The following is a 19037-nucleotide window of genomic DNA, read 5'->3' as shown; positions in this document are numbered from 1 at the left end:
ATAGCACATGTGCTACCTCAGAGCAGTTGGGTGAGGGTGTGGATTGTCAGGCCTACCAGGGCGCCTACGACGGTGCCGTTGATGCGGATGAACTGGAGGTCTCGGCCTACGTGGAGTTCGATGCGGTCGGCGGCTTCCCGGCCGTCCCAGCGTTCGATGGTGTCGGAGATGATCGAGACGATCTCGGTGCCGTAGGTGCGGATGATGTAGGTGACGGCCTCGGAGGCTCGGGTGTCGATGCGGGCGCGGAGGGTGTCGTCGGTCTGCAGGCGGTGACCGAGGTCCTTGATGAGTTGGGCGCCGCGTTGGCGGAGGTGGCCGTTGGGGTCGGCGATCGCGTCGATCAACGCCGTACGGGCCGCGTCCCAGACGGCGGTCAGGCTGGTGCCCATGTCGGGGTGGGTGAGCATCCGGCGCTTGAACGCCTCGAAGCGTTCCATCATCTCGGGGTCGTGCTGGAGGTCGTCGGCGAGTTGGTCGAGGAGGCGGTCGACGGCCTTGCGGGCGGGGTGGTGCGGATCGTCCCGTACGCCGGCCAGCCAGCTGAGTGCCTCGCGGTGGATCCGGTCGATCACGAGCGCGTCCACCCAGCGCGGTGACCAGCGAGGTGCGCGCGGCCCGACGACTTCGGCAAGAGTGTCGCGGTTCTCCAGCAGCCAGTCGTACGCCTCGACCATCAGCAGTTCGAACAGGGCGTGGTGAGCGCCGTCGTCGACGACCGACTTGAGGAAGTGGCCCGCGATCGGGCTCAGCGGCTCCTTCGCGAAGCGCGGTAGCAGCGAACCCTGGACGAACGCCGTGACGTCGGCATCACCGAGCTTCGGCAAGGCGGCGCCGATCGTGCGGGCGCCTTCCTCGACGATCCGTTCGGCATGGTTGCCGGTGGCAAGCCATTCGCCGACCCGGCGGCCGACTTCGGCGGTGCGCATCTTCTCGGCGACGACGGCCTCGGACAGGAAGTTCTCGGTGACGAACTGCTCCAGGCTCTCCGCCAGGCTGTCCTTGCGGGTCGGCACGATCGCGGTGTGCGGGATCGGCAGCCCGAGCGGGTGCCGGAACAGCGCGGTGACGGCGAACCAGTCGGCCAGCGCGCCGACCATCGCCGCCTCGGCCGCCGAGTTCACGTATCCCCACGCACCGTCGTGATGCAGGGTGAGGACGTAGATGACGGCGGCGAGCACCAGCAAGGACAGCGCCACCAACCGCATCTGCCGCAGCCCACGCCGCCGCACCACATCGGCCCCGCTCAACACCATGGTCGCCATACCCTGATTCAACCAACTCGCCGAAGCGCGGGCCTCCGGAACACCCCTGATTCCCCAAGGACCTACAGCCAGCCGGCGTTGCGCGCGATCCTGATCGCGTCCAGCCGGTTGTGCGCACCCACCTTGGTGATGGCGTTGGACAGGTAGTTGCGCACCGTCGCGGACGACAGCGACAGCCGGCTCGCGATCTGATCGGTCGGCAGCCCTGACTCGGCAGCTCGCAGTACGTCGGCCTCCCGGGCGGTGAGCGGGCTGGTGCCGGTTTCGAGGGCGGCCGCGATCAGATCCGGGTCGATGACCCGCTCCCCCGCGTGAACCCGTCGTACGCCGTCGGCCAGCGTCTCGGCCGGCGCGTCCTTCACGATGAACCCGCGAACGTGGGCCTGCAGAGCCCGCAGCAGTACGCCCGGCTGACTCAATCCGGTGAGCACCAAGATCCTTGCTGACGGCAACTTCTCGTGCAGTTCTCCGGCCGCGGTCAGTCCGTCGACGCCCGGCAGGTCGATGTCCAGCACCGCCACATCGGGCTGCGTCCGCAACGCCGCGGCGACGATCTCGTCGCCGCGATCCAGCTCCGCCACGACCTCCATGTCCTCCTCCAAGGACAGCAGGGCCACCAGCGCGCCGCGGATCATGTGCATGTCCTCGGCGATGAGGACCCTGATCATCTGACCTCCAGGCTGACGGACAACCGGAAGGTGTTCCCGGCCGTCTGCGTACTCACATGTCCACCCAGCGCCGCCGCGCGCTCGTGCAACCCGGCGATCCCGCTGCCGTCCGCACTCACCGCCGACCGTACGCCGTCGTTCACCATCTCCAGCGAGACCTGTCCGTCGACGAGGGTCAGCTTGATCACGCAGTACGACGCGTCGCTGTGCCGCAGCAGATTCGTGGTCCCCTCCCGTACCGCCCACGCCAGCACGCGCTCGACCGGCGACGGCAACTCGTACCCACCGTCCTCGATCCGCGCATCCACCCCGGCCGCGGCGAGCAACGCGGCCGCCGCGGCGATCTCGTCTCGCAGCGTTACCTGGTGTTCGTCTCTCGTGATAGCCCGTACGTCGCGCAGCGCGGTGCGGGCCACCTCGGTCAGGCTGACGATCTCGGTCCGCGCGCCGGCCGGGTCGATCGGCAGCAGCCGGATCGCCAGGTCTCCCTTCAGTGAGATCGCCGACAGACTCTGACCCAGCAGATCGTGCAGATCCCGCGACAGCCGGATCCGCTCCCGGTCGACCGCCGACTGCGCCAGCTCGGACCGCGTCTCGTACAGCTCGTTCACCAGCACGACCAGCCGGACCACGCCGTACAGGGCGAAGATGAAGACGCACTGGATGCCCACCCAGTAGACCGCGACCACCACCTCGTTGTCGTTGCTGCCGGACGGGTCGCCTTGATCAGCCCCCAGATAGCCGAAGGCCAGCAGGATGTTCCACGCGGTACCTATGGCGAACGGAACCGCGAAACCGACGGAGAACCGCCAGTGCCCGGGAAGCAGCAGCATCGCCGACGCGGTCAGCAGAAGCCCGGTGGCGGCCCAGTCGCCTCCGATCCAGTTCAGCGGCAGGTACGCGAGGGCGGCCAGAGCGATCAACGACCAAGGCCATCCCCTCGGCCGCGAGCCCCGGGCGGCGGCCCGGACATGGCGCAGGTGAAGGATGGCGAAGACCGTCAGCGCCGGTACTGCGAACGCGATCTGCCGGGCGCTGTGATCGGCAGCCCCACCGGTGGTCACCAGGACCAGCGGTAGCACGACGACGGCCAGATGAAGGCCCAGCATCGCCCAGGAGGCACGGCGGGTGATCCACTGCAAGGAGTCCGGTGTCATGCTGGCGTCACCTCGTCCGAAGCCTCGGCCTGGAGCACCAGCCGTTGGTCCCCGACCGAGCGGACCACAGTGAGCCGGCAACTGCGGACCGAACCGTCGTGGAGGAGTCGGTCGACGACCGCACGGAGAGACGCCGCGAAGGTTTCGTCTGCCGCCGCGGTCAGATCTCCGCCGGGAAGTACGAGCCGGACCCGGATCCCGGCTGCGCCCAGCAGCGCCACCGCGGTGTCGAGTTCCGCGCCCAGCGAGCCGCGCTGATAGGCGCGGACCAGCCGGCGGGTCTCGGCCAAGGTCTGCCGCGAACCGTCGACGAGTGTGCGGAGCTGCTTCGCCGCGAGCTTCGATTCCGAGTCGGCAAGCCGGGTGATGGCCGCGCCGCTGACGGCAATGGAACCAAGGGCTGTGCCGACGGTCGCGGCCAGCTCCGCGTCGATGCGGATGCGCTCACGGAGTACGGCCTGGGTGGCCAGATCCTCTCGGGCTGCCAGGAGCTGGCGCAGAGCGGCGGAGAACCAGGCCAGCACCAAGCACGCTCCCGCCCGGTTGAGGACGACAACGATGAGCCAGAGCGGATTGGCGGTCTGGTCGAACAGCTGGCTGACGACCAGCATCCCGATCCCCACGCCGAATCCGACCGCTACCGACCAGGGACGCGGCAGGACGATCACCGCCGACACCAGCAGCTGCACGCCCATCAACGTCCAGCTGAACCCCAGCGTCAGCCCGGCTGGGTAGGCGACGAACATGAAGGCGAGGGTCCAACGTCCTGCTCGCGGCCGTTCGGCGTGCCCCAGAGCCCACAGATGGTGCAGGTTCGGCACCACCAGACAGCTGCCGAGGGCAACGACGATCAGGGTTCTGGCCGGGCTGCCGGTGAGATTCGTCAGCTGGACGACGGCGATCAGGGCCGAGGCGAGCAGCGGGGCGACGGCGATGAAGCGGACCAGCAGGTCGGAGTACGCCACTCGGTCCACTGCCCGGTCCGGAGTCACAGCTCCATACGCTATGCCGTCGGCAGACCGCAGGACGCTCCGCGGCCGCTGGAAGTCCAGCACAGTCGCCATCTGCCCTCCTTCCGCGCCAGCCTGACCGGTGCGGACCCGGCCGCGGTAGATGCACCCGTCCACAGCCACCGATGACATCTGTCATCTCCGGCCGGCGAGTCAGGAGTTGCTCGCAACGTTCCGATCATCTTCGCCTGGAACGGCGCGGAGATCGTCGTGAGTACGCCGAAGAACGCCCTGAACTGCATGCCCTGAAGCAGAACCCGATGGTGGCCCTGCCGATGGACACGGAGGTGCGATTGCTTTACCACGACGGCATGGTCAGGGTCGTCGTGACGCCGACCTGGGCGAAGCTGATCGTCTTCGAGACGACGCTGCCGAGCGCGGTCGAGGAGCTGATCCAGCTGCGGGCCGAGCGTCAGAGGGCCTGAGATCCTGCGGTCGTGGTGGCCTTCCGGCGGTCCATCCAGCCTGAAATCAGGGCAAGGACGAGACCCGCCACGGCCAGCGCGGCGCCGACCCGGCTCGGCCATTCGTAGCCGTAGCCGGCGGCCAGTACGACGCTGCCGAGCCAGGCGCCGAGTGCGTTCGCGACGTTCAGCGTCGAGTGGTTCAGCGAGGCCGCCAGCGACTGGCCCTCGTGCGCGACATCCATCAACCGGGTCTGCAGCGCCGGAATCAGGATGCTCGCGCTGAACCCCATCGCGAACACCCCGACCAGGGCGCCGACCTTGGACTGCGCGAGCCAGCCGAAGGTACCGAGAACGACGGTGACGGCGACCAATCCGCCGTACAGGCTGGGCATCAGCGCGCGGTCGGCGAGCCGGCCGCCGACCAGGGTGCCCCCGGTCATGCCGACGCCGTACACGGCCAGCACGATCGTCACCGCGGCCTCGCTGAAGCCGGCCAGCTCCGTCATCGTCGGCGTGATGAACGAGTACGTCGCGAACATGCCGCCGAAGCCGACCATGCCGACCAGCAGGGCCATCCAGACCTGCGGTTTGGCCAGCGCGCTCAACTCGCTGCGGACGTTGACGTCGTTGCCGACCGGTTGCGGCGTGACCCAGAACCAGACCGCGACCAGCGTGAGCAGACCGAGTACGCCGACCGCGAGGAACGGGATCTGCCAGCCGACCCGCTGACCGAGCAGCGTGGTCAGCGGGACGCCGATGATGTTCGCCACCGGCAGGCCGACCATGATCATCGAGACCGCCCAGGCCCGCCGGTTCGCCGGCACCATGGACGCGCCGACGACGGCCCCGATCCCGAAGAACGCGCCGTGCGGCAGGCCGGTCAGGAACCGAGCTGCCATCAGAAGCTGGTAACTACCCGCGACCGCCGAGAGAACGTTGCCGAGGACAAATATCGCCATCAGCCCGAGCAGCAGGCGTTTGCGGCCGGTCCGGGCGCCGAGGGCGGCGATCAGTGGAGCGCCGACGACCACGCCGATCGCGTACGCCGAGACGACGTGCCCGGCGGTCGGGATCGAGATGTGCACCCCGTCGGCGATCTGCGGCAGCAGGCCCATCGTGACGAACTCGGTGGTCCCGATCGCGAAACCACCGATCGCCAAGGCCAGCAGGGCCGGCCCGACATGCCGCGAAGCCAGCCGGCTGTCAGGAGTCACTGAACTCGTCACGCCTGATTGTCTCATCCACCGTCGGAGCGCCGGCCGTCGTACCAGCCGCGGGTGTGACGACTGCCACCCGTCGCCAGGCGAACCACAGCAGGACCAGGGCCAGCGCCGCGAACACCGCGTTCCCGATCAGGTCGACCGTCTTCGAGGCGTCGAACACCGGCGACTCGGGAAAGGCGTGCCAGGCATAGGTGAGCAGCGCCCCACTCGCCAGTGCGAGGACATGCTGCCGGGTCCACGCTTCACGCCGCGACCAGAACAAGACAAGGAGACTCGCAACCACCCAGCCGACGACATAGATCGCTGCAGTCGGCCAGCCCGGCAGGTCCAGGTCGCTCACGAGCATGAAGGCTGACGTGACGGCCAAGGAGATCAACCCGACGAGCCACACCGCGGGCACCCCTCCGGGCCCGCGGCGCGACACGTCGGATCCGAGTTTCGCCGCCAGGCCGATCAGCGCGAAGAACACCAAGGCGACCCCGGTGAACTGCGCGGGCGATGCCACGAACGGGTCGTTCTTCAACTGGATCAGCGTCGTCGCAGCGACTCCCAGGACGAACAGCACGCTCATGACCGCGAGCCCGACCTTGCCCAGCCAGGGTTCACGGGGCCGCTTGGACACCGCTTCCACCAGCACGATCGGAACCGTGATGCTCCACACCGTGTGCAAGGTCAGCACCATCAGCGTCCAGGGCGCGCCCATGCCGAGAAAGCCGATATGACCGGAGTCGAGCAGTCGCAGATCCGCGTAATTCGGATTGAACAGCGACTGCGTGGTCACCCCTTCCTCCAGTACGCCGTACGCAAGCGCGAGCACCAGGATGCTCGGGTAGCCCCAGCCCCGTCGCCGCACGAACTCGCGGATCAACACCGCGCCACCGCCGTACAGGCCGGCCAGGCCGACCAGTGCGAACAGGGCGGTGATCGGCAGGTTCCCGAGCAGGTACTCCGCCACCAACGGCGCCAGGAAGAACAACCCGATCGCCGGCCAGAACCGCCGCTTCATCTCTTGCTCCTTCGCTTTCGTCGACTGCCTCTACCTTCGGCGAAGGTGTGCCACGCAGCGGATGCCGTCCGTCCTGACCTGCGCCTGACGGATGTCATGCCGGTCGCCCGGGCATTGGGGGTCGGCGGGGATCCATGAAAACATCCCGCCATGGCCAACTACGGCGATCACCAGTTGAGCATCTACGTGCAGGGGATGTTCCAGAACACCAGGCCGGAGATCACCACCGACCTGTCCCGGCTGGAGTCCCAGGCGGCGGCGAACCTGTCGGCCGAGGCGATGGGCTACATCGTCCCGAGCGCGGGCAGCGGTTCGACCGCCCGCGCCAACCTGGCCGCTTTCGACCGGTGGCGGCTGGTCCCGAGGATGCTGCGCGGCAGCACCGAGCGGGACCTGTCCTGCACGATCCTCGGCACGAAGATGCCCGCGCCGGTGGTGATCGCGCCGATCGGCGTCCAGACGCTGGCCCATCCCGACGGTGAGCTGGCGACGGCAAGAGCCGCCAGTGCACTCGGCTTGACCTACACACACTCGACGCAGGCCAGCCACTCGTTCGAGCAGATCGAGGCGGACAGCAAGTGGTACCAGCTGTACTGGCCGACCGACAAGGACGTCTGCCTCAGCTTCCTGCAGCGGGCGAAGAGCAACGGGTACTCCGTCCTGCTGCTCACCCTCGACACCGGCACGATCGGCTGGCGGCCCGCCGACCTGGATCGCGGCTTCCTGCCGTTCCTCAAGGGCGAGGGACTGGCGAACTACTTCAGCGACCCCGCGTTCCAGGCGAAGCTGGCCAAGCCGATCGCGGAAGACCCGACCGCGGCAGTCATGCACTGGGCACAGATGTTCCCCAACGTCGGGCTGGGCTGGGACGAGTTGTCGTTCCTCCGCGACAACTGGGACGGCCCGATCGTGCTCAAGGGCATCACGTCCGTCGACGACGCCAAGCTCGCGGCCGAGCACGGCGTCGACGGCATCGTGGTGTCGAACCACGGCGGCCGCCAGGTCGACGGTGCGATCGCGGCCCTCGACGCGCTGCCCGCGATCGCGGACTCGGTCGGCGAGCAGGTCACCGTGCTCTTCGACTCGGGGGTGCGGACCGGCTCCGACGCTGCCAAGGCGCTCGCCCTGGGAGCGAAGGCGATCCTGCTCGGCCGTCCGTACCTGTACGGCCTGGCACTCGCGGGACAGGCAGGAGTCGAGCACGTACTGCGTTGTCTGCTGGCCGAGCTCGATCTCACGCTCGCCCTGTCGGGTTACGCCAACCACCGCGAGCTGAACCGCGACTCGGTGCGAGCCGCATGAAGGCCGTCCTCTTCGACCTCGACGACACACTGTTCGACCACACCACGTCGGCCACCAAGGCCGTTCATGCCTGGGTGTCCGAGCTCGACGGCACGCCGTCGGACGAGTTGCTGGCGCAGTGGTTCGAGATCGAGCATCGCAGCTTCGAAGCGTGGCTGGCCGGTACGTTCACCCACCAAGGCCAGCGCAGAGCGAGACTGCGGGAGTTTCTGCCGCTGCTCGGGCGACCGGTTCCCGGCACCGAGGACGAGCAGGACGCGGCGTTCGAGGGCTACCTTGCCTGGTACCGCCGGAACTGGGCCGCCTTCGACGACGCGCGGCCGGCGATGGAAGTTGCCCGGAGCAACGGATGGCGGATCGGCGTACTCACCAACGGCAGCACGCCGCAGCAGAACGCCAAGCTCGAGCAGATCGGGCTGGCGGACCTGGTCGACGTGGTCTGCACCTCGCAGAGCCTCGGGTACAGCAAGCCCGCCGTCGAGGCGTACCGGTTGACCTGCGAGGCACTCGGGGTCGAGCCTGCCGAGACGTTGATGATCGGCGACAACTTCGACCTCGACGTCCTCGGCGCGCGGGCCGCGGGGCTGACCGCGGAGCATCTGGATCGCGCCGCCGGGATCACCCTCACCCAGCTGATCCGGAGCGCCGGCACCCCGTAGTACCGGCGCTCCTTGTTCAGATGCCGCAGTTGGGCGCGGACCAGGAGTTCGTGGTGCGGATGTCCACGTGGGTGTGGTCGTTGTGATCGGGGTAGCCGGGGCCGAAGATCCCGCCGAAACCGTGGTAACGCGCTTGTTTGGCCAACGTGCACAGGGACGGCGATCCGGTCAGGTCGGCGGACCGGCCGTACAGGTGCTGGCTGTTGCTTGCGCCACCGACCGAGTTGTTGCACGGGATGCTCCGGAAGCCACTGCTGATGTTGATCGCCACATCACCGAGTGCGTGCCGGAGAGCCTCCAACTGCCACATGGTCTGCAGGGCGTTCGCCTTGGTGGCCGCCTCGGACAGCGGCCCACCGTCGTACCCGCTGCCGCCGCAGCCGTCGTCGAGCTCGGCGTAGGTGAAGTGGATCGGCGTGCAGTCGTCGTCCTGCAGCGCGTAGATCTTGCTGAACGTCGCGGGACCGGCGACGCCGTCCGCGCCCAGCCCGTACGCGGACTGGAACCGCTGCACCGCCGCCTTGGTGGCCGGCCCGAAGGCGCCGTCGGTGGCGATATGACCGCCGTACGCCGGATAGCCGGCGACCCGGATCTGCAACTGCCGGACGTCTTCGCCGCTGGCACCTTCGCTCAGCGTGCGGCTCCAGGTGTAGCAACCGTCGGCGTGGGCCTTGGTCGCGGTGACGATCGAGGTGGTGATGCTGGTCGCGAGCATCGCCGCGAACAGAGCCAGGACGGCGACGATCCTGGGGAGTCTCCTACTGCTGAGCTGCATGATCTACCTCCGGGGACGCGAGGGGCGGAACGCGTGGTCACCGGCCAGGATTGCGTCATTATCTACCGCTGACCAGAGCTCACCAGAAACTTTTCGACGAACAGGCAACCAATCCCATGCCCCGGATGGTCATGCCAAAGGACTGATGCAACCTTTTCGGGGGTGTGACCGCTGGTAGGTGGTGTGGAGATCGTGGTGGAAGAGATGAGCGAGGGCGTGGAGTTCGAGGACTTCGTCGTGGCTCGCTATGCCGCGTTGCTGCGGACGGCGTACTTGCTGACCCAGGACCGGGCACTCGCCGAGGACCTGTTGCAGACGACGCTGGCGAAATGCTGGCCCGTCTGGCGGCGGATCGACGACCCGGCGCCGTACGTGCACCGCACGCTGGTGAACACCTACACATCCTGGTGGCGCCGGCGCTGGAACGGCGAGTACCCCACCGCCGAGCTACCACACACCTCGACCACCGATCACACCGGCGCCGACGACCGCACCGACCTCGGTGAGGCACTGCGCCGGCTGCCGCGAAAGATGCGGGCCGTCATCGTGCTCCGGTTCTACGAGGACCTGACGGAAGCCGAAGCTGCCCGGATCCTCGGCTGTTCGGTCGGCACGGTGAAGAGCCAGACCAGTCGCGCGCTGGCCAAACTCCGGATCGACCCCGCCCTCCTCGACGCCACCAGGGAGCAGTCATGAGCCTCAACGACCTGCGGGATCACCTGCACGACCAGGCCGCGGAGATCGACCCGACCCAACCGGTCCCGCTGGCCGCGGTACGACGGCGCAGGGCCCAGCTTCGACGGCGCCGCGTCGCAGCCACCGCTGCCGGTACTGCGATCGTCGCAGTCGTCGCCGTAGTTGCTCTGAGCAACGGCCTCCGGATCGTCACCGACGCACCCCCCGCCTCCAGTCCGTCAGTGCGGCCGACCGAACCCTCGGACGGCCTGCCGAGCCGGGCACCCAAGACCTCGGGCAAGGACCACGTCCAGTACGGGATCCGCTACCGCGCCGAGGTCGCCGGGGGCGCCCTGCAGGCCGCGACGGTCGGCAAGGTCGGCCAGGCATCTGCCAGTCTGCGCTGGATTCCAGGCGACCGGCAGGTCGACGTCCGGGTGTTCTGCAGCCGCCCGATCGCTCGGGGCGAGGACGGCCGGAAGGTTGTCCTGCGCATCGACGGCCGGGTGATCACGACCGAGGACTGCAGTTCGTTCCCGGTCACGGACCCCGGGTCGATCGTGACCGCCCGGCTCACCGCGAAGAGGATGTTCGCCGATCCGACCAGGCCGGCCGTCATCACCGCCGAGATCGTCGACCTGAACGGCATACCGTCTGCGTCACCCGACCAGCAGGTCGGCATCGGCATCTACAGCCGCTCGGACGACCGGCCGATCTTCACGAGCCCGGACGTCTCCTTTCCTGCCGTCATCGAGCACCAGGGGCACCTCTACCGCTGGGCCGACAGCATGACCACCGAGTTCGCCAAGTCCCAGACCCAGCAGGGCGTCACCGTCCAGACGCCGGCGTTCAAGCCGTTCATCGTGGTCTTCGGAACGGTTGACGTGCCTGAACTGCACACGTTCGAGATCGCCGGGGTGTCGGGAGGTCAGACCTTCACGGTCGGACCGGGCGACGGACCGCTGGCCGGGCTGAAGTCGGTCGCGGTCGAAGCCCAAGCCGCCGGGCAGGTCGAGGCCCGGCCGGTCGGTGACAGTCCCAGCCGGGGCAGCTTGGTGATCGGTCTCTACCTGCCCGCCGACTGAGTGGATCCGCGGGCTACGAAGGGCGGCGGGCGACCAGGATGTCGCGGACGATGGCCTGGTCGACGCGGTGGACGAAGTCCTGGTACGGCGGGTCGTCGAGCGGCTCGAGTCCGGCGGCGGCCAGGATCTCGATCGCCGCGTCGCGCTTGGCGACGTTGGTGTTCCAGGCGATGCCGAGTGCGCCGCCTCGTCGCAACAGCCTCGCCCAGACCGGAGCAGCCGCTTTCAGCAGGTCGATCGGGCTGCGGTGCAACCCGCTCTCCGCAGTACGGCTGCCGTGCTGCACGCCGTACGGCGCGTCGGTCACCACCAGGTCGAAGCTGCCGGGCTTGTAGAAGTCCAGGGCCTTGGTGGTGTCGGCGTTGACGTAGCTGAGATTCAGCTTGTCGCCCGCCTTCCAGTCCTCCTTGGTGAGCCCGAACGACACCTGCAACCGATGCGCCGCGACCCGGCCGTCGCGCCGGACCCGGATCACCTCGGCCTCGTGCTTGAGCCGCTTGCGCTTGAGCCAGGTCTGCACGAAGGTCCCGTACGCCTCGAAATCCTTGCGATCGACGTCGACCCCGGCCGCGTCGAACCCGTACATCAGCGCCTGGTTCATCGTCGTACCGCGGCCGCACAGCGGGTCGATCACCGAGAACTTGCGCTCCAGCAGGTCACCGGCGAAGTCCGACGACAGCAGCGTGACGTTGAGGAGCAGCTTGGTGAACAGCTCATTGGTCTTGCCCTGGTACTTCGGAATGGTGATCAGGTCGCTGTCGAGCCGGTCCAGGGACTGCAGGTGGACGGGCTCCAGCAGCTTCCCGTCGAAGCGGAACAGCGCGTAGATCGACGACAGGTTGGCCAGCTTGGCCGCGTCGGCCTCGGCGAGGTCGTCGGCCTCGAAGGTGACATACGGGACGCCGCCGATCGTCGTACGGGCGATGTCGTGGACCGGCGTCTCGAGCGCGGTCCGGCCGAACAGGGCCAGCTCGGCCATCGTCAGCTCGGTGGACGATTCGGCGTACACCCGATTGGTCGACGGAAGGATGAGTAACGCGTACTGAGCCATGTCTCCTGCACATTGCCGGTGAACCCACTGCGGGGACCCGCCATGCTATCGCCCGTGGGCCGGCCTCAGACCCAGGAGTGCAGGTCCGCGGCGTCGGTGGTGAGCTGGCTGACCGAGTCGTCGGCGACGAACTCGAGCAGCGCGTTGATCTCGCGCGGCTCGGCGGCGAGCCGGTCGAGGACGGGACGCCACAGCGATTCGCGGGCCGCCAGCGGGAGCCGGTTGTTCGACGGCCACCAGGAGAAGACGTGCACCGTGCTCAGCCAGGGCATCAGCGCCTCGAGTTGCTGCAGGCACTCCGCGTCGTCGAGATCCACCGGCGGTTGCCAGTACGTCGTGAGGTTGGGCGCGCCGACATCCAGCAGCAACGTGATGGTCGAGTCCACCTCGTCGGTGAGCGTGTTGCGGTGGAACTCCATTGCGATCTCGATCCCGGACCCGGCGGCCACGTCGGCGAGCTCCGCCAGCCCGCGGGTCACCGCCATCCGGTCGCCCACGCCGGCTTCCGCCGTACCGACCGTGCCTGCCCAGACGCGGATCCGCGGTGCTCCCAGCTCGACGGCGGTAGTGACCGCAGTACGGATCTCTTCGCGGTCGACGCTGCCGGCCCGTAGGTACGACCCGTACGCCGCGATCGCCAGGCCACGGTCCTCGCAGAGCGCCCGCGCCTTCCGGGCGGCCGGCAGATCGCCGAGCGGGACGTGCACGTCGCCACCCCACTCGATCGCCGCCAGCCCCGCCTGGTCGGCCACCTCGACGACCTCCTCGACCGCCAACTGCCGGAACGTCACCGAGACCAAACCGGTCCTCACAGCCACGCGAGCCTCCTCGTGTTCACCCCTCTATCCAACCTCATCACGCCAGCCCATCTCACGTCATGAGCAAACTCCTTGGACACCAATGACGCCGGGGCTAGACTCGCGACCGTGCCAGAACAGCGGAAAGGCCTCGTGTACGGGGTCATCAGCTATCTGCTGTGGGGGCTTTTTCCGCTGTACTGGAAACTCTTCGACCGGTCGGGCGCGGTCGAGATCCTGGCCCACCGGATCGTCTGGGCGATGCTCACGATCGTCGCCCTGGTGATCGCGACCCGCCGCTTCGGGCGGGTCCGTGAGTTGCTCCGGAATCCGCGCAGCCGCTGGGCGTTGATGGGGGCCGCGGTACTGATCTCGGTCAACTGGGGCGCCTACATCTGGGGCGTCAACCACGGTCGCGTGGTCGAGACGTCACTCGGCTACTTCATCACGCCACTGTTCACTGTGCTGCTCGGCGTCGTCATCCTGCACGAACGCCTCCGAGTCGGGCAGTGGATCGCGCTCGGGGTCGCCTTCATCGCGGTGGTCGGGCTGACCATCGAGAACGGCCGGCCGCCGTGGGTGGCGATCGTGCTGACCTTCTCGTTCGGCTTCTACGGGCTGACCAAGAAGCAGGCCGACGCCGGCGCGATCGAGGGAATGGCGATCGAATCGGCCACCGTCGCCCCGCTCGCTGTGATCACCCTTGTCGTGCTGGCGATCCAGGGCAACAGCACGGTGAGCCATCACGGACCCGGCTACCTGGCGATCGCCGTACTGTCCGGCCCGGTGACCGCGATACCGCTCCTCCTCTTCGGCTCGGCAGCAACCCGGGTCTCGATGACCACCCTGGGCCTGCTCAACTACATCGCCCCGATCATGCAGTTCGCCGTCGGGGTCCTGATCTTCCACGAAGCCATGTCCCCCATGCGCTGGGCCGGCTTCGCCCTCGTCTGGCTGGCCCTCGCCATCTTCACCACCACCGGCCTGGCCGCCCGCCGCCGCCCAGCCCCAGAACAAGTAGCCGCCACCGCCGTCTGACTAACACAGTGTGCTAGTTGGAAGAACGCCGTGTTAGCTGCGTCGCCCCACCACGACTCCGAGATGACTTGCGGTTCTTATTCTGGATGTGTAATGTCCAGATTATGAAGATGAACGAGGGCGTGGAGTGGGCGTTGCACAGTTGCGTGAATCTGTGCTTCATCCCGGGCGAGGCTGTCACCGCGAAGCGGCTCGCTGCGTTCTACGACTTGCCGGCCGCCTACCTCAACAAGCAGCTTCAGGCCCTCGCGAAAGCCGGCATCCTCAGCTCCACCTCGGGGCCCAAGGGCGGCTTCCAGCTGGCTCGGCGGCCGGACAAGATCACCTTGCTCGACGTCGTGATCGCGATCGACGGCGCCGACGACGCCTTCAGATGCACCGAGATTCTGCACGCCGGCCCGGGCGCCGACCCGAAGGCCGACTACCGCAAGACCTGCCTGGTCTCCCAGGCCATGCGCAAGGCCGAGCTCACCTACCGGCGCGAACTGGCGAGCCAGACCATCGCCGACATCGTCGCCCAGGTCGAGTCCACCTACCCCGACAGCGCCGACAACACCCGGCACTGGTTCGCCAACCTCAAGTCCTGAGCTCGACGGGGAAAACGCGACCGCTTCACGCTCTAATTCTGGACATTTGCCATCCACAACAAAGGAGAAAGCCATGACCGTTCTCGTTCGCTCGACCGATGCCGAAGTACTCGAAGCCAGCGGTGTCACCCTGCTCGCCGACACCCCCGCGACGGGCGGCCACCTCACCAGCCACCGCTCGATCTTCAAGCCAGGCAAGGAAGGAGCTCCCCCGCACCTGCACAAGGAGGCCTCCGAACTGTTCTTCGTTCTCAACGGCAGTCTCCGCGTTCTCACCGGCGAGGACCTGATCACGCTGCACCACGGCGACTTCCTCGTAGTACCGCCGAACACCGCACACGCCTTCGAAGCAGCCGGTACTACGGACGCCGAGGTGCTCTTCGTTCTCACGCACGCCAAGCCGCGCTTCGACTACTACCGCCTGCTCGAAGGCGTGTACCGCGGCGAGACCGACCCGGCCGAACTGGCGGCGACCAGTGATCTCTACGACAACCACTACGTCAACAGCCCTGCCTGGACCAGCCGCTAGTCCTCAGCCGATTCTCATCGACTTCTTAGCGCGCTGAGCGGCAATCACGGAACGCCTCCCATCGGCCCTCCCGTTGTTCTGGGAAAGGCCGAGGGAGGCTCCCGTGACTGTTCTGCTCATGCCACCGAGTGCCCGCCAAAACCTGGGCACGACCGAACTGCGCTACCCCGAAAACTCGATCGTCGTCGTGGCCGGTATCCCCGGTGCCGGCAAAAGCACCTTGCTCAGAAGGCTTTTCCGCGATCCCGGCACCGTTCGTGTCCTCGACTCCGAACGCCTCCGGGATCGCTGGATGCCAGTACTCCGCCCGATCCCGTACGCCGTCTGGCGCCCGCTCGTGCACCTGACCTACTACCTGCTCGTACTACGAGCCATCCGCACCCAAGGCCCGCTCGTCATCCACGACTGCGCAACCCGCCCGTGGGCAAGACACCTGATCGGCCGAGCCGCCCAACGCTCAAATCGGCCGCTCCACCTCATCCTGCTCGACGTACCACCAGCCGTAGCTCGCCTCGGCCAACACGCCCGCGCCCGAGTCGTACACCCAGCCAGCATGACCACCCACACCCGCCGCTGGCCCACACTACGAGACCTGGCCGCAGCCGATCCCAGCCAAGCAGTGCCCGGAGCGACCACGGCAACAATCCTCAACCGCACCGAAGCAAACCACCTAGCTGCCATCACCTTCGGACCTCATCCGAACTGACCGCCCGCAAGCGACTGGCGGCGGGCCTTCGAGCCAGGTACTGCCCAAGCCCCGTCGGCGTTCCTCCGGCGCCACTTCCCGCCGCCGATCGACCGACCGTCTCGGACGTCCGCCCGAATCTTGTCGCGCGCTCCGACTCATACGAGAGCGTTCGCCAGACCCCTTCCCGGCGCGTACGTCCGGCGCTCGCTCGAGACCCGGCCCGGGCGTTCGCCAGCCGCCTTCCCGGCGCGCGCGTCCTGCACTCGCTTGAGACCCGGCCCGGGCGTTCGCCGACTCGTCCCGGGCACCCCGCCGCCCCGTCTCGGGCGTTCGCCGACTCGTGCCGGGCAACCGCCGACCGGGCCCAGGGCTCGCCCGATATCGCCTTCCCTTGGCAACAAATGGCAGCGCAGGGGCGACGGAGGAGCCCCGTAGCTGGGGGGTGGGGAGCGGGCGACGGAGGAGCCCGCGTGGGCGTCCGTCGTACGAGAAGGTTTTAGACCGAGCGGGTGACGACCAAGTCGCAGAGGGACTCGAGGGCTGTGCGGGCTGAGCCTACGGGGAGGTCTTCGAGTAGCTTGCGGGCCTCGTCGGCTCGGCGGCGTACGTCGTCTTCGGCTTGGCGCAGCGACGGGTGCTCGCGCAGTACGGCGAGGGTTTCGGCGAGCCGGGCGTCGTCGGTGAGGTCGGAGTCGAGCAATTCGAGCAGCCGGGCGTCGACCGGGTCCGTGGAGTCGGCCTGGGCGCGGAAGATGAGGACCGGCAGGGTGGGTACGCCTTCGCGCAGGTCGGTGCCGGGAGTCTTGCCGGACTGGCCCGACTCCGAGGTGACGTCGAGGATGTCGTCGGCGAGCTGGAAAGCGGCGCCGATCTCCTCGCCGAAAGCTCGCAGGGTCTCCTGGATCTCCTCGGACGCGCCGGCGAACCGAGCACCGAAGAGCGCCGACGTAGCGATCAGCGAGCCGGTCTTGTCGGCGACCACCGACAGGTAGTGCGCGAGGGGATCCTGTCCCTCGGTCACGCCGAGCGTCTCGCGGATCTGCCCCTCGACCAGCCGGCCGAAGGTTCGCGCCTGGATGCGGACCGCTTCCGGCCCGAGCGAGGCGACCAGATCGGAGGCCCGGGCAAACAGCCAGTCCCCCGTGAGGATCGCGACCGAGTTGTCCCAGCGCGCGTTCGCGGTGGACGCGCCGCGGCGCAGCGCGGCCTCGTCCATCACGTCGTCGTGGTACAGCGTCGCCACGTGCGTGAGCTCCACCACGACGGCCGAGTCCACCACCTCGGTAGCCGAAGGCGACGGACCGAACTCGGCGGCGAGCAGCACCAGCAGCGGGCGGAACCGCTTGCCGCCGGCGGCCATCACGTGCTGGGCGGCCTCGGTCACGAAGGCAGCCTCGGACTGGGAGGAGTCGCGGAGCGCGCGCTCGACGGCCTCCAGCCCAGCACGAACCCGGGATTCGAGCGCCGCGTCGACGAACTCGAACCCCAGGCTCTCAGCAGGCGATGTGCTCACCGGATGAACTCACCCGCGCGGGAGGCCAGGTCGAGCACCGGCCCGGGCACCAGGCCCAGTACTACGGTGGCCGCGAGCCCCAGGGCGACAGCGGTCGTGGTCTGCCACCCGGGCAGCGCCACGTCGGGGCTGTCGGCCGGCAGGTCCGAGAAGAACATCAGCACGATCACGCGAACGTAGAAGAACGCGGCGACCAGGCTGCAGAGCACCGCGACCACGACCAGCGGCCAAGCGCCACCGGTCCAGGCTGCGGTGAACACGGCCCACTTGCCGGTGAAGCCGGCGGTCAACGGGATACCCGCGAAACCGAGCAGGAAGAAGGCGAAGATGCCGGCCAGCAGCGGCGACTTCTTGCCCAGCCCGGCCCAGCGCGACAGGTGAGTCGCTTCGCCGCCCGCGTCGCGAACCAGTGTCACCAGCGCGAAGGCGCCGATGGTCGGGAAGCCGTAGCAGACCAGGTAGAACAGCACCGCCTGCGTCGAGGTGATCCCGCTGGTGACGCCCGAGCCGCTCTGCGCCAGGCCGACGAACGCGGTCAGCAGGAAGCCTGCGTGCGCGATCGACGAGTAGGCGAGCATCCGCTTCACGTCGGTCTGGGTGATCGCGACGATCGAGCCGACCACCATGGTGAGGATGGCGACGACCCACATCATCGGCGCCCAGTCCCAGCGAGTTCCACCGAGTGCGACGTAGAAGACGCGCATCAGCCCGATGAACGCGGCGATCTTGGTGCAGGCCGCCATGAAGCCGGTGATCGGCGTCGGGGCGCCCTGGTAGACGTCCGGCGTCCAGGAGTGGAACGGGACCGCGCCGACCTTGAACAGCAGGCCGACCCCGATCAGGCCGGTACCGGCGAGCAGGATCGCGTCGCCGCCGGTCTTGGTGGCCAGCGCGTCGGCGATGCCGGGAAGGGACATCGTTCCGGCGTACCCGTAGAGCAGGGCGATGCCGTAGAGCAGGAAGGCCGAGGCGAACGCGCCGAGCAGGAAGTACTTCATCGCGGCTTCCTGCGAGATCAGCCGGCGACGGCGCGCCAAACCACAGAGCAGATAGAGCGGCAGCGAGAAGACCTCGAGCGCGACGAACAGCACCAGCAGGTCGTTCGCCGAGGCGAACAGCATCATGCCGCCGACCGCGAACAGCGTCAGCGGGAAGATCTCGCTGTGCTCGACCTTGGCCGCGGTGCCCTCCCGCTCGGCCTCACTGCCCGGTACTGCGGCAGCCTGGCCGGCGAAGGCGGACAGGCCACCGTCGATGGATCGCTCGGCGAACAGCAGCACGCTGATCAGCGTCAGCGCGAGCAGGATGATCCAGGTGAACAGCGCCGGGCCGTCCACCGAGATGGCACCCTGCGCGGCGACCAGAGACTTCTTGTCGTGCATCAGGATCCCGGTCAGTACGCCGGCCGCGAGCAGCGCGACGATCGCGAGCGCGACCTGGACCAGGTGACGGTAAGCCCGCGGCAGGAACGCCTCCGCGACGACGCCGACACACGCCGCACCGAACACGACGAGCAGCGGAGCCAGCTCGTTGTACTCGATCTTCGGCTTGACGAAGTCCGCCAGCGGCAACGCCTGCGCTACCAGCGGCATGAGTACTGCA

The 19037-nt window shown here is 68.1% G+C and carries 20 protein-coding genes; 9 read left to right on the top strand and 11 right to left on the bottom strand.

The window, feature by feature from the left end:
* Positions 1-17 precede the first annotated feature (17 nt).
* From EV138_RS21370 to EV138_RS21355, 4 genes are all read right to left on the bottom strand, one after another.
* Positions 18-1265 (bottom strand): DUF445 domain-containing protein, encoded by a 1248-nt coding sequence (locus EV138_RS21370; RefSeq protein ID WP_133980614.1) that lies wholly within the window; start codon positions 1263-1265, stop codon positions 18-20.
* A gap of 62 nt (positions 1266-1327) precedes the next feature.
* Entirely contained in the window at positions 1328-1933 is a 606-nt protein-coding gene (locus EV138_RS21365; protein ID WP_133980613.1) for a response regulator transcription factor, read from the bottom strand.
* Positions 1930-3090: a sensor histidine kinase gene (locus EV138_RS21360; RefSeq protein ID WP_133980612.1), complete on the bottom strand. Its 1161-nt coding sequence runs from the start codon at positions 3088-3090 to the stop codon at positions 1930-1932. Before EV138_RS21360 ends, EV138_RS21365 begins: the two co-directional genes overlap by 4 nt.
* Complete coding sequence (locus EV138_RS21355; RefSeq protein WP_133980611.1) at positions 3087-4154, bottom strand: sensor histidine kinase; 1068 nt, start codon at positions 4152-4154, stop codon at positions 3087-3089. The genes EV138_RS21360 and EV138_RS21355 overlap by 4 nt, the downstream gene beginning before the upstream one ends.
* A gap of 71 nt (positions 4155-4225) precedes the next feature.
* On the opposite strand from EV138_RS21355, the gene EV138_RS21350 reads away from it, so the two are divergent.
* Positions 4226-4525 carry a hypothetical protein gene (locus tag EV138_RS21350; protein ID WP_202866783.1) on the top strand — a complete coding sequence of 100 codons (300 nt, stop codon included), beginning with the start codon at positions 4226-4228 and terminating at the stop codon, positions 4523-4525.
* Here EV138_RS21350 and EV138_RS21345 read toward each other — a convergent pair.
* Together EV138_RS21345 and EV138_RS21340 are read right to left on the bottom strand one after the other, a co-directional pair.
* Positions 4513-5733, bottom strand: coding sequence for an MFS transporter (locus EV138_RS21345; RefSeq protein WP_238158268.1), 1221 nt, complete (start codon positions 5731-5733; stop codon positions 4513-4515). The genes EV138_RS21350 and EV138_RS21345 overlap by 13 nt on opposite strands.
* The gene (locus EV138_RS21340) at positions 5711-6736 is read right to left on the bottom strand and encodes a hypothetical protein (protein WP_133980609.1); all 1026 of its coding nucleotides are present in this window, start codon (positions 6734-6736) and stop codon (positions 5711-5713) included. Before EV138_RS21340 ends, EV138_RS21345 begins: the two co-directional genes overlap by 23 nt.
* 150 nt (positions 6737-6886) lie before the next feature.
* On the opposite strand from EV138_RS21340, the gene EV138_RS21335 reads away from it, so the two are divergent.
* On the top strand, positions 6887-8038 hold the full coding sequence (locus EV138_RS21335) for an alpha-hydroxy-acid oxidizing protein (protein WP_133980608.1): 1152 nt from the start codon (positions 6887-6889) through the stop codon (positions 8036-8038).
* The gene (locus tag EV138_RS21330) at positions 8035-8697 is read left to right on the top strand and encodes an HAD family hydrolase (RefSeq protein ID WP_133980607.1); all 663 of its coding nucleotides are present in this window, start codon (positions 8035-8037) and stop codon (positions 8695-8697) included. The genes EV138_RS21335 and EV138_RS21330 overlap by 4 nt, the downstream gene beginning before the upstream one ends.
* A 16-nt stretch (positions 8698-8713) precedes the next feature.
* Here EV138_RS21330 and EV138_RS21325 read toward each other — a convergent pair whose 3' ends face one another.
* Positions 8714-9472, bottom strand: coding sequence for a D-Ala-D-Ala carboxypeptidase family metallohydrolase (locus EV138_RS21325; protein ID WP_133980606.1), 759 nt, complete (start codon positions 9470-9472; stop codon positions 8714-8716).
* 183 nt (positions 9473-9655) lie between these two features.
* On the opposite strand from EV138_RS21325, the gene EV138_RS21320 reads away from it, so the two are divergent.
* Together EV138_RS21320 and EV138_RS21315 are read left to right on the top strand one after the other, a co-directional pair.
* Positions 9656-10168, top strand: coding sequence for a SigE family RNA polymerase sigma factor (locus EV138_RS21320; protein ID WP_369410810.1), 513 nt, complete (start codon positions 9656-9658; stop codon positions 10166-10168).
* Entirely contained in the window at positions 10165-11232 is a 1068-nt protein-coding gene (locus EV138_RS21315; RefSeq protein ID WP_133980605.1) for a hypothetical protein, read from the top strand. The genes EV138_RS21320 and EV138_RS21315 overlap by 4 nt, the downstream gene beginning before the upstream one ends.
* A gap of 13 nt (positions 11233-11245) precedes the next feature.
* Here the strand turns inward: EV138_RS21315 and EV138_RS21310 are convergent, their stop codons facing one another.
* Positions 11246-12283, bottom strand: a complete 1038-nt coding sequence (locus tag EV138_RS21310; protein WP_133980604.1) for a TRM11 family SAM-dependent methyltransferase — start codon at positions 12281-12283, stop codon at positions 11246-11248.
* Positions 12284-12348: 65 nt separating this feature from the next.
* Positions 12349-13101: a sugar phosphate isomerase/epimerase family protein gene (locus EV138_RS21305; protein WP_112249003.1), complete on the bottom strand. Its 753-nt coding sequence runs from the start codon at positions 13099-13101 to the stop codon at positions 12349-12351.
* A 108-nt stretch (positions 13102-13209) separates the two neighbouring features.
* Between EV138_RS21305 and rarD the strand changes: the two genes are divergently transcribed.
* From rarD to EV138_RS21285, 4 genes are all read left to right on the top strand, one after another.
* Positions 13210-14118: an EamA family transporter RarD gene (gene rarD / locus EV138_RS21300; RefSeq protein ID WP_133980603.1), complete on the top strand. Its 909-nt coding sequence runs from the start codon at positions 13210-13212 to the stop codon at positions 14116-14118.
* A 104-nt stretch (positions 14119-14222) separates the two neighbouring features.
* Positions 14223-14705, top strand: coding sequence for an RrF2 family transcriptional regulator (locus EV138_RS21295; protein ID WP_133980602.1), 483 nt, complete (start codon positions 14223-14225; stop codon positions 14703-14705).
* Between the two features lie 73 nt (positions 14706-14778).
* The gene (locus EV138_RS21290; RefSeq protein WP_133980601.1) at positions 14779-15234 is read left to right on the top strand and encodes a cupin domain-containing protein; all 456 of its coding nucleotides are present in this window, start codon (positions 14779-14781) and stop codon (positions 15232-15234) included.
* A gap of 103 nt (positions 15235-15337) precedes the next feature.
* Entirely contained in the window at positions 15338-15940 is a 603-nt protein-coding gene (locus EV138_RS21285) for an AAA family ATPase (protein WP_133980600.1), read from the top strand.
* 478 nt (positions 15941-16418) lie between these two features.
* Here EV138_RS21285 and EV138_RS21280 read toward each other — a convergent pair whose 3' ends face one another.
* Both EV138_RS21280 and nuoN read right to left on the bottom strand, forming a co-directional pair.
* Entirely contained in the window at positions 16419-17411 is a 993-nt protein-coding gene (locus EV138_RS21280) for a polyprenyl synthetase family protein (RefSeq protein WP_202866931.1), read from the bottom strand.
* A gap of 20 nt (positions 17412-17431) precedes the next feature.
* Positions 17432-19027: an NADH-quinone oxidoreductase subunit NuoN gene (nuoN, locus tag EV138_RS21275; protein WP_112249094.1), complete on the bottom strand. Its 1596-nt coding sequence runs from the start codon at positions 19025-19027 to the stop codon at positions 17432-17434.
* Positions 19028-19037: the final 10 nt, after the last annotated feature.

The organism is Kribbella voronezhensis (genome assembly GCF_004365175.1).
GTDB classification, from domain to species: domain Bacteria; phylum Actinomycetota; class Actinomycetes; order Propionibacteriales; family Kribbellaceae; genus Kribbella; species Kribbella voronezhensis.
This window is presented reverse-complemented; position numbering and strand designations above follow the sequence as displayed.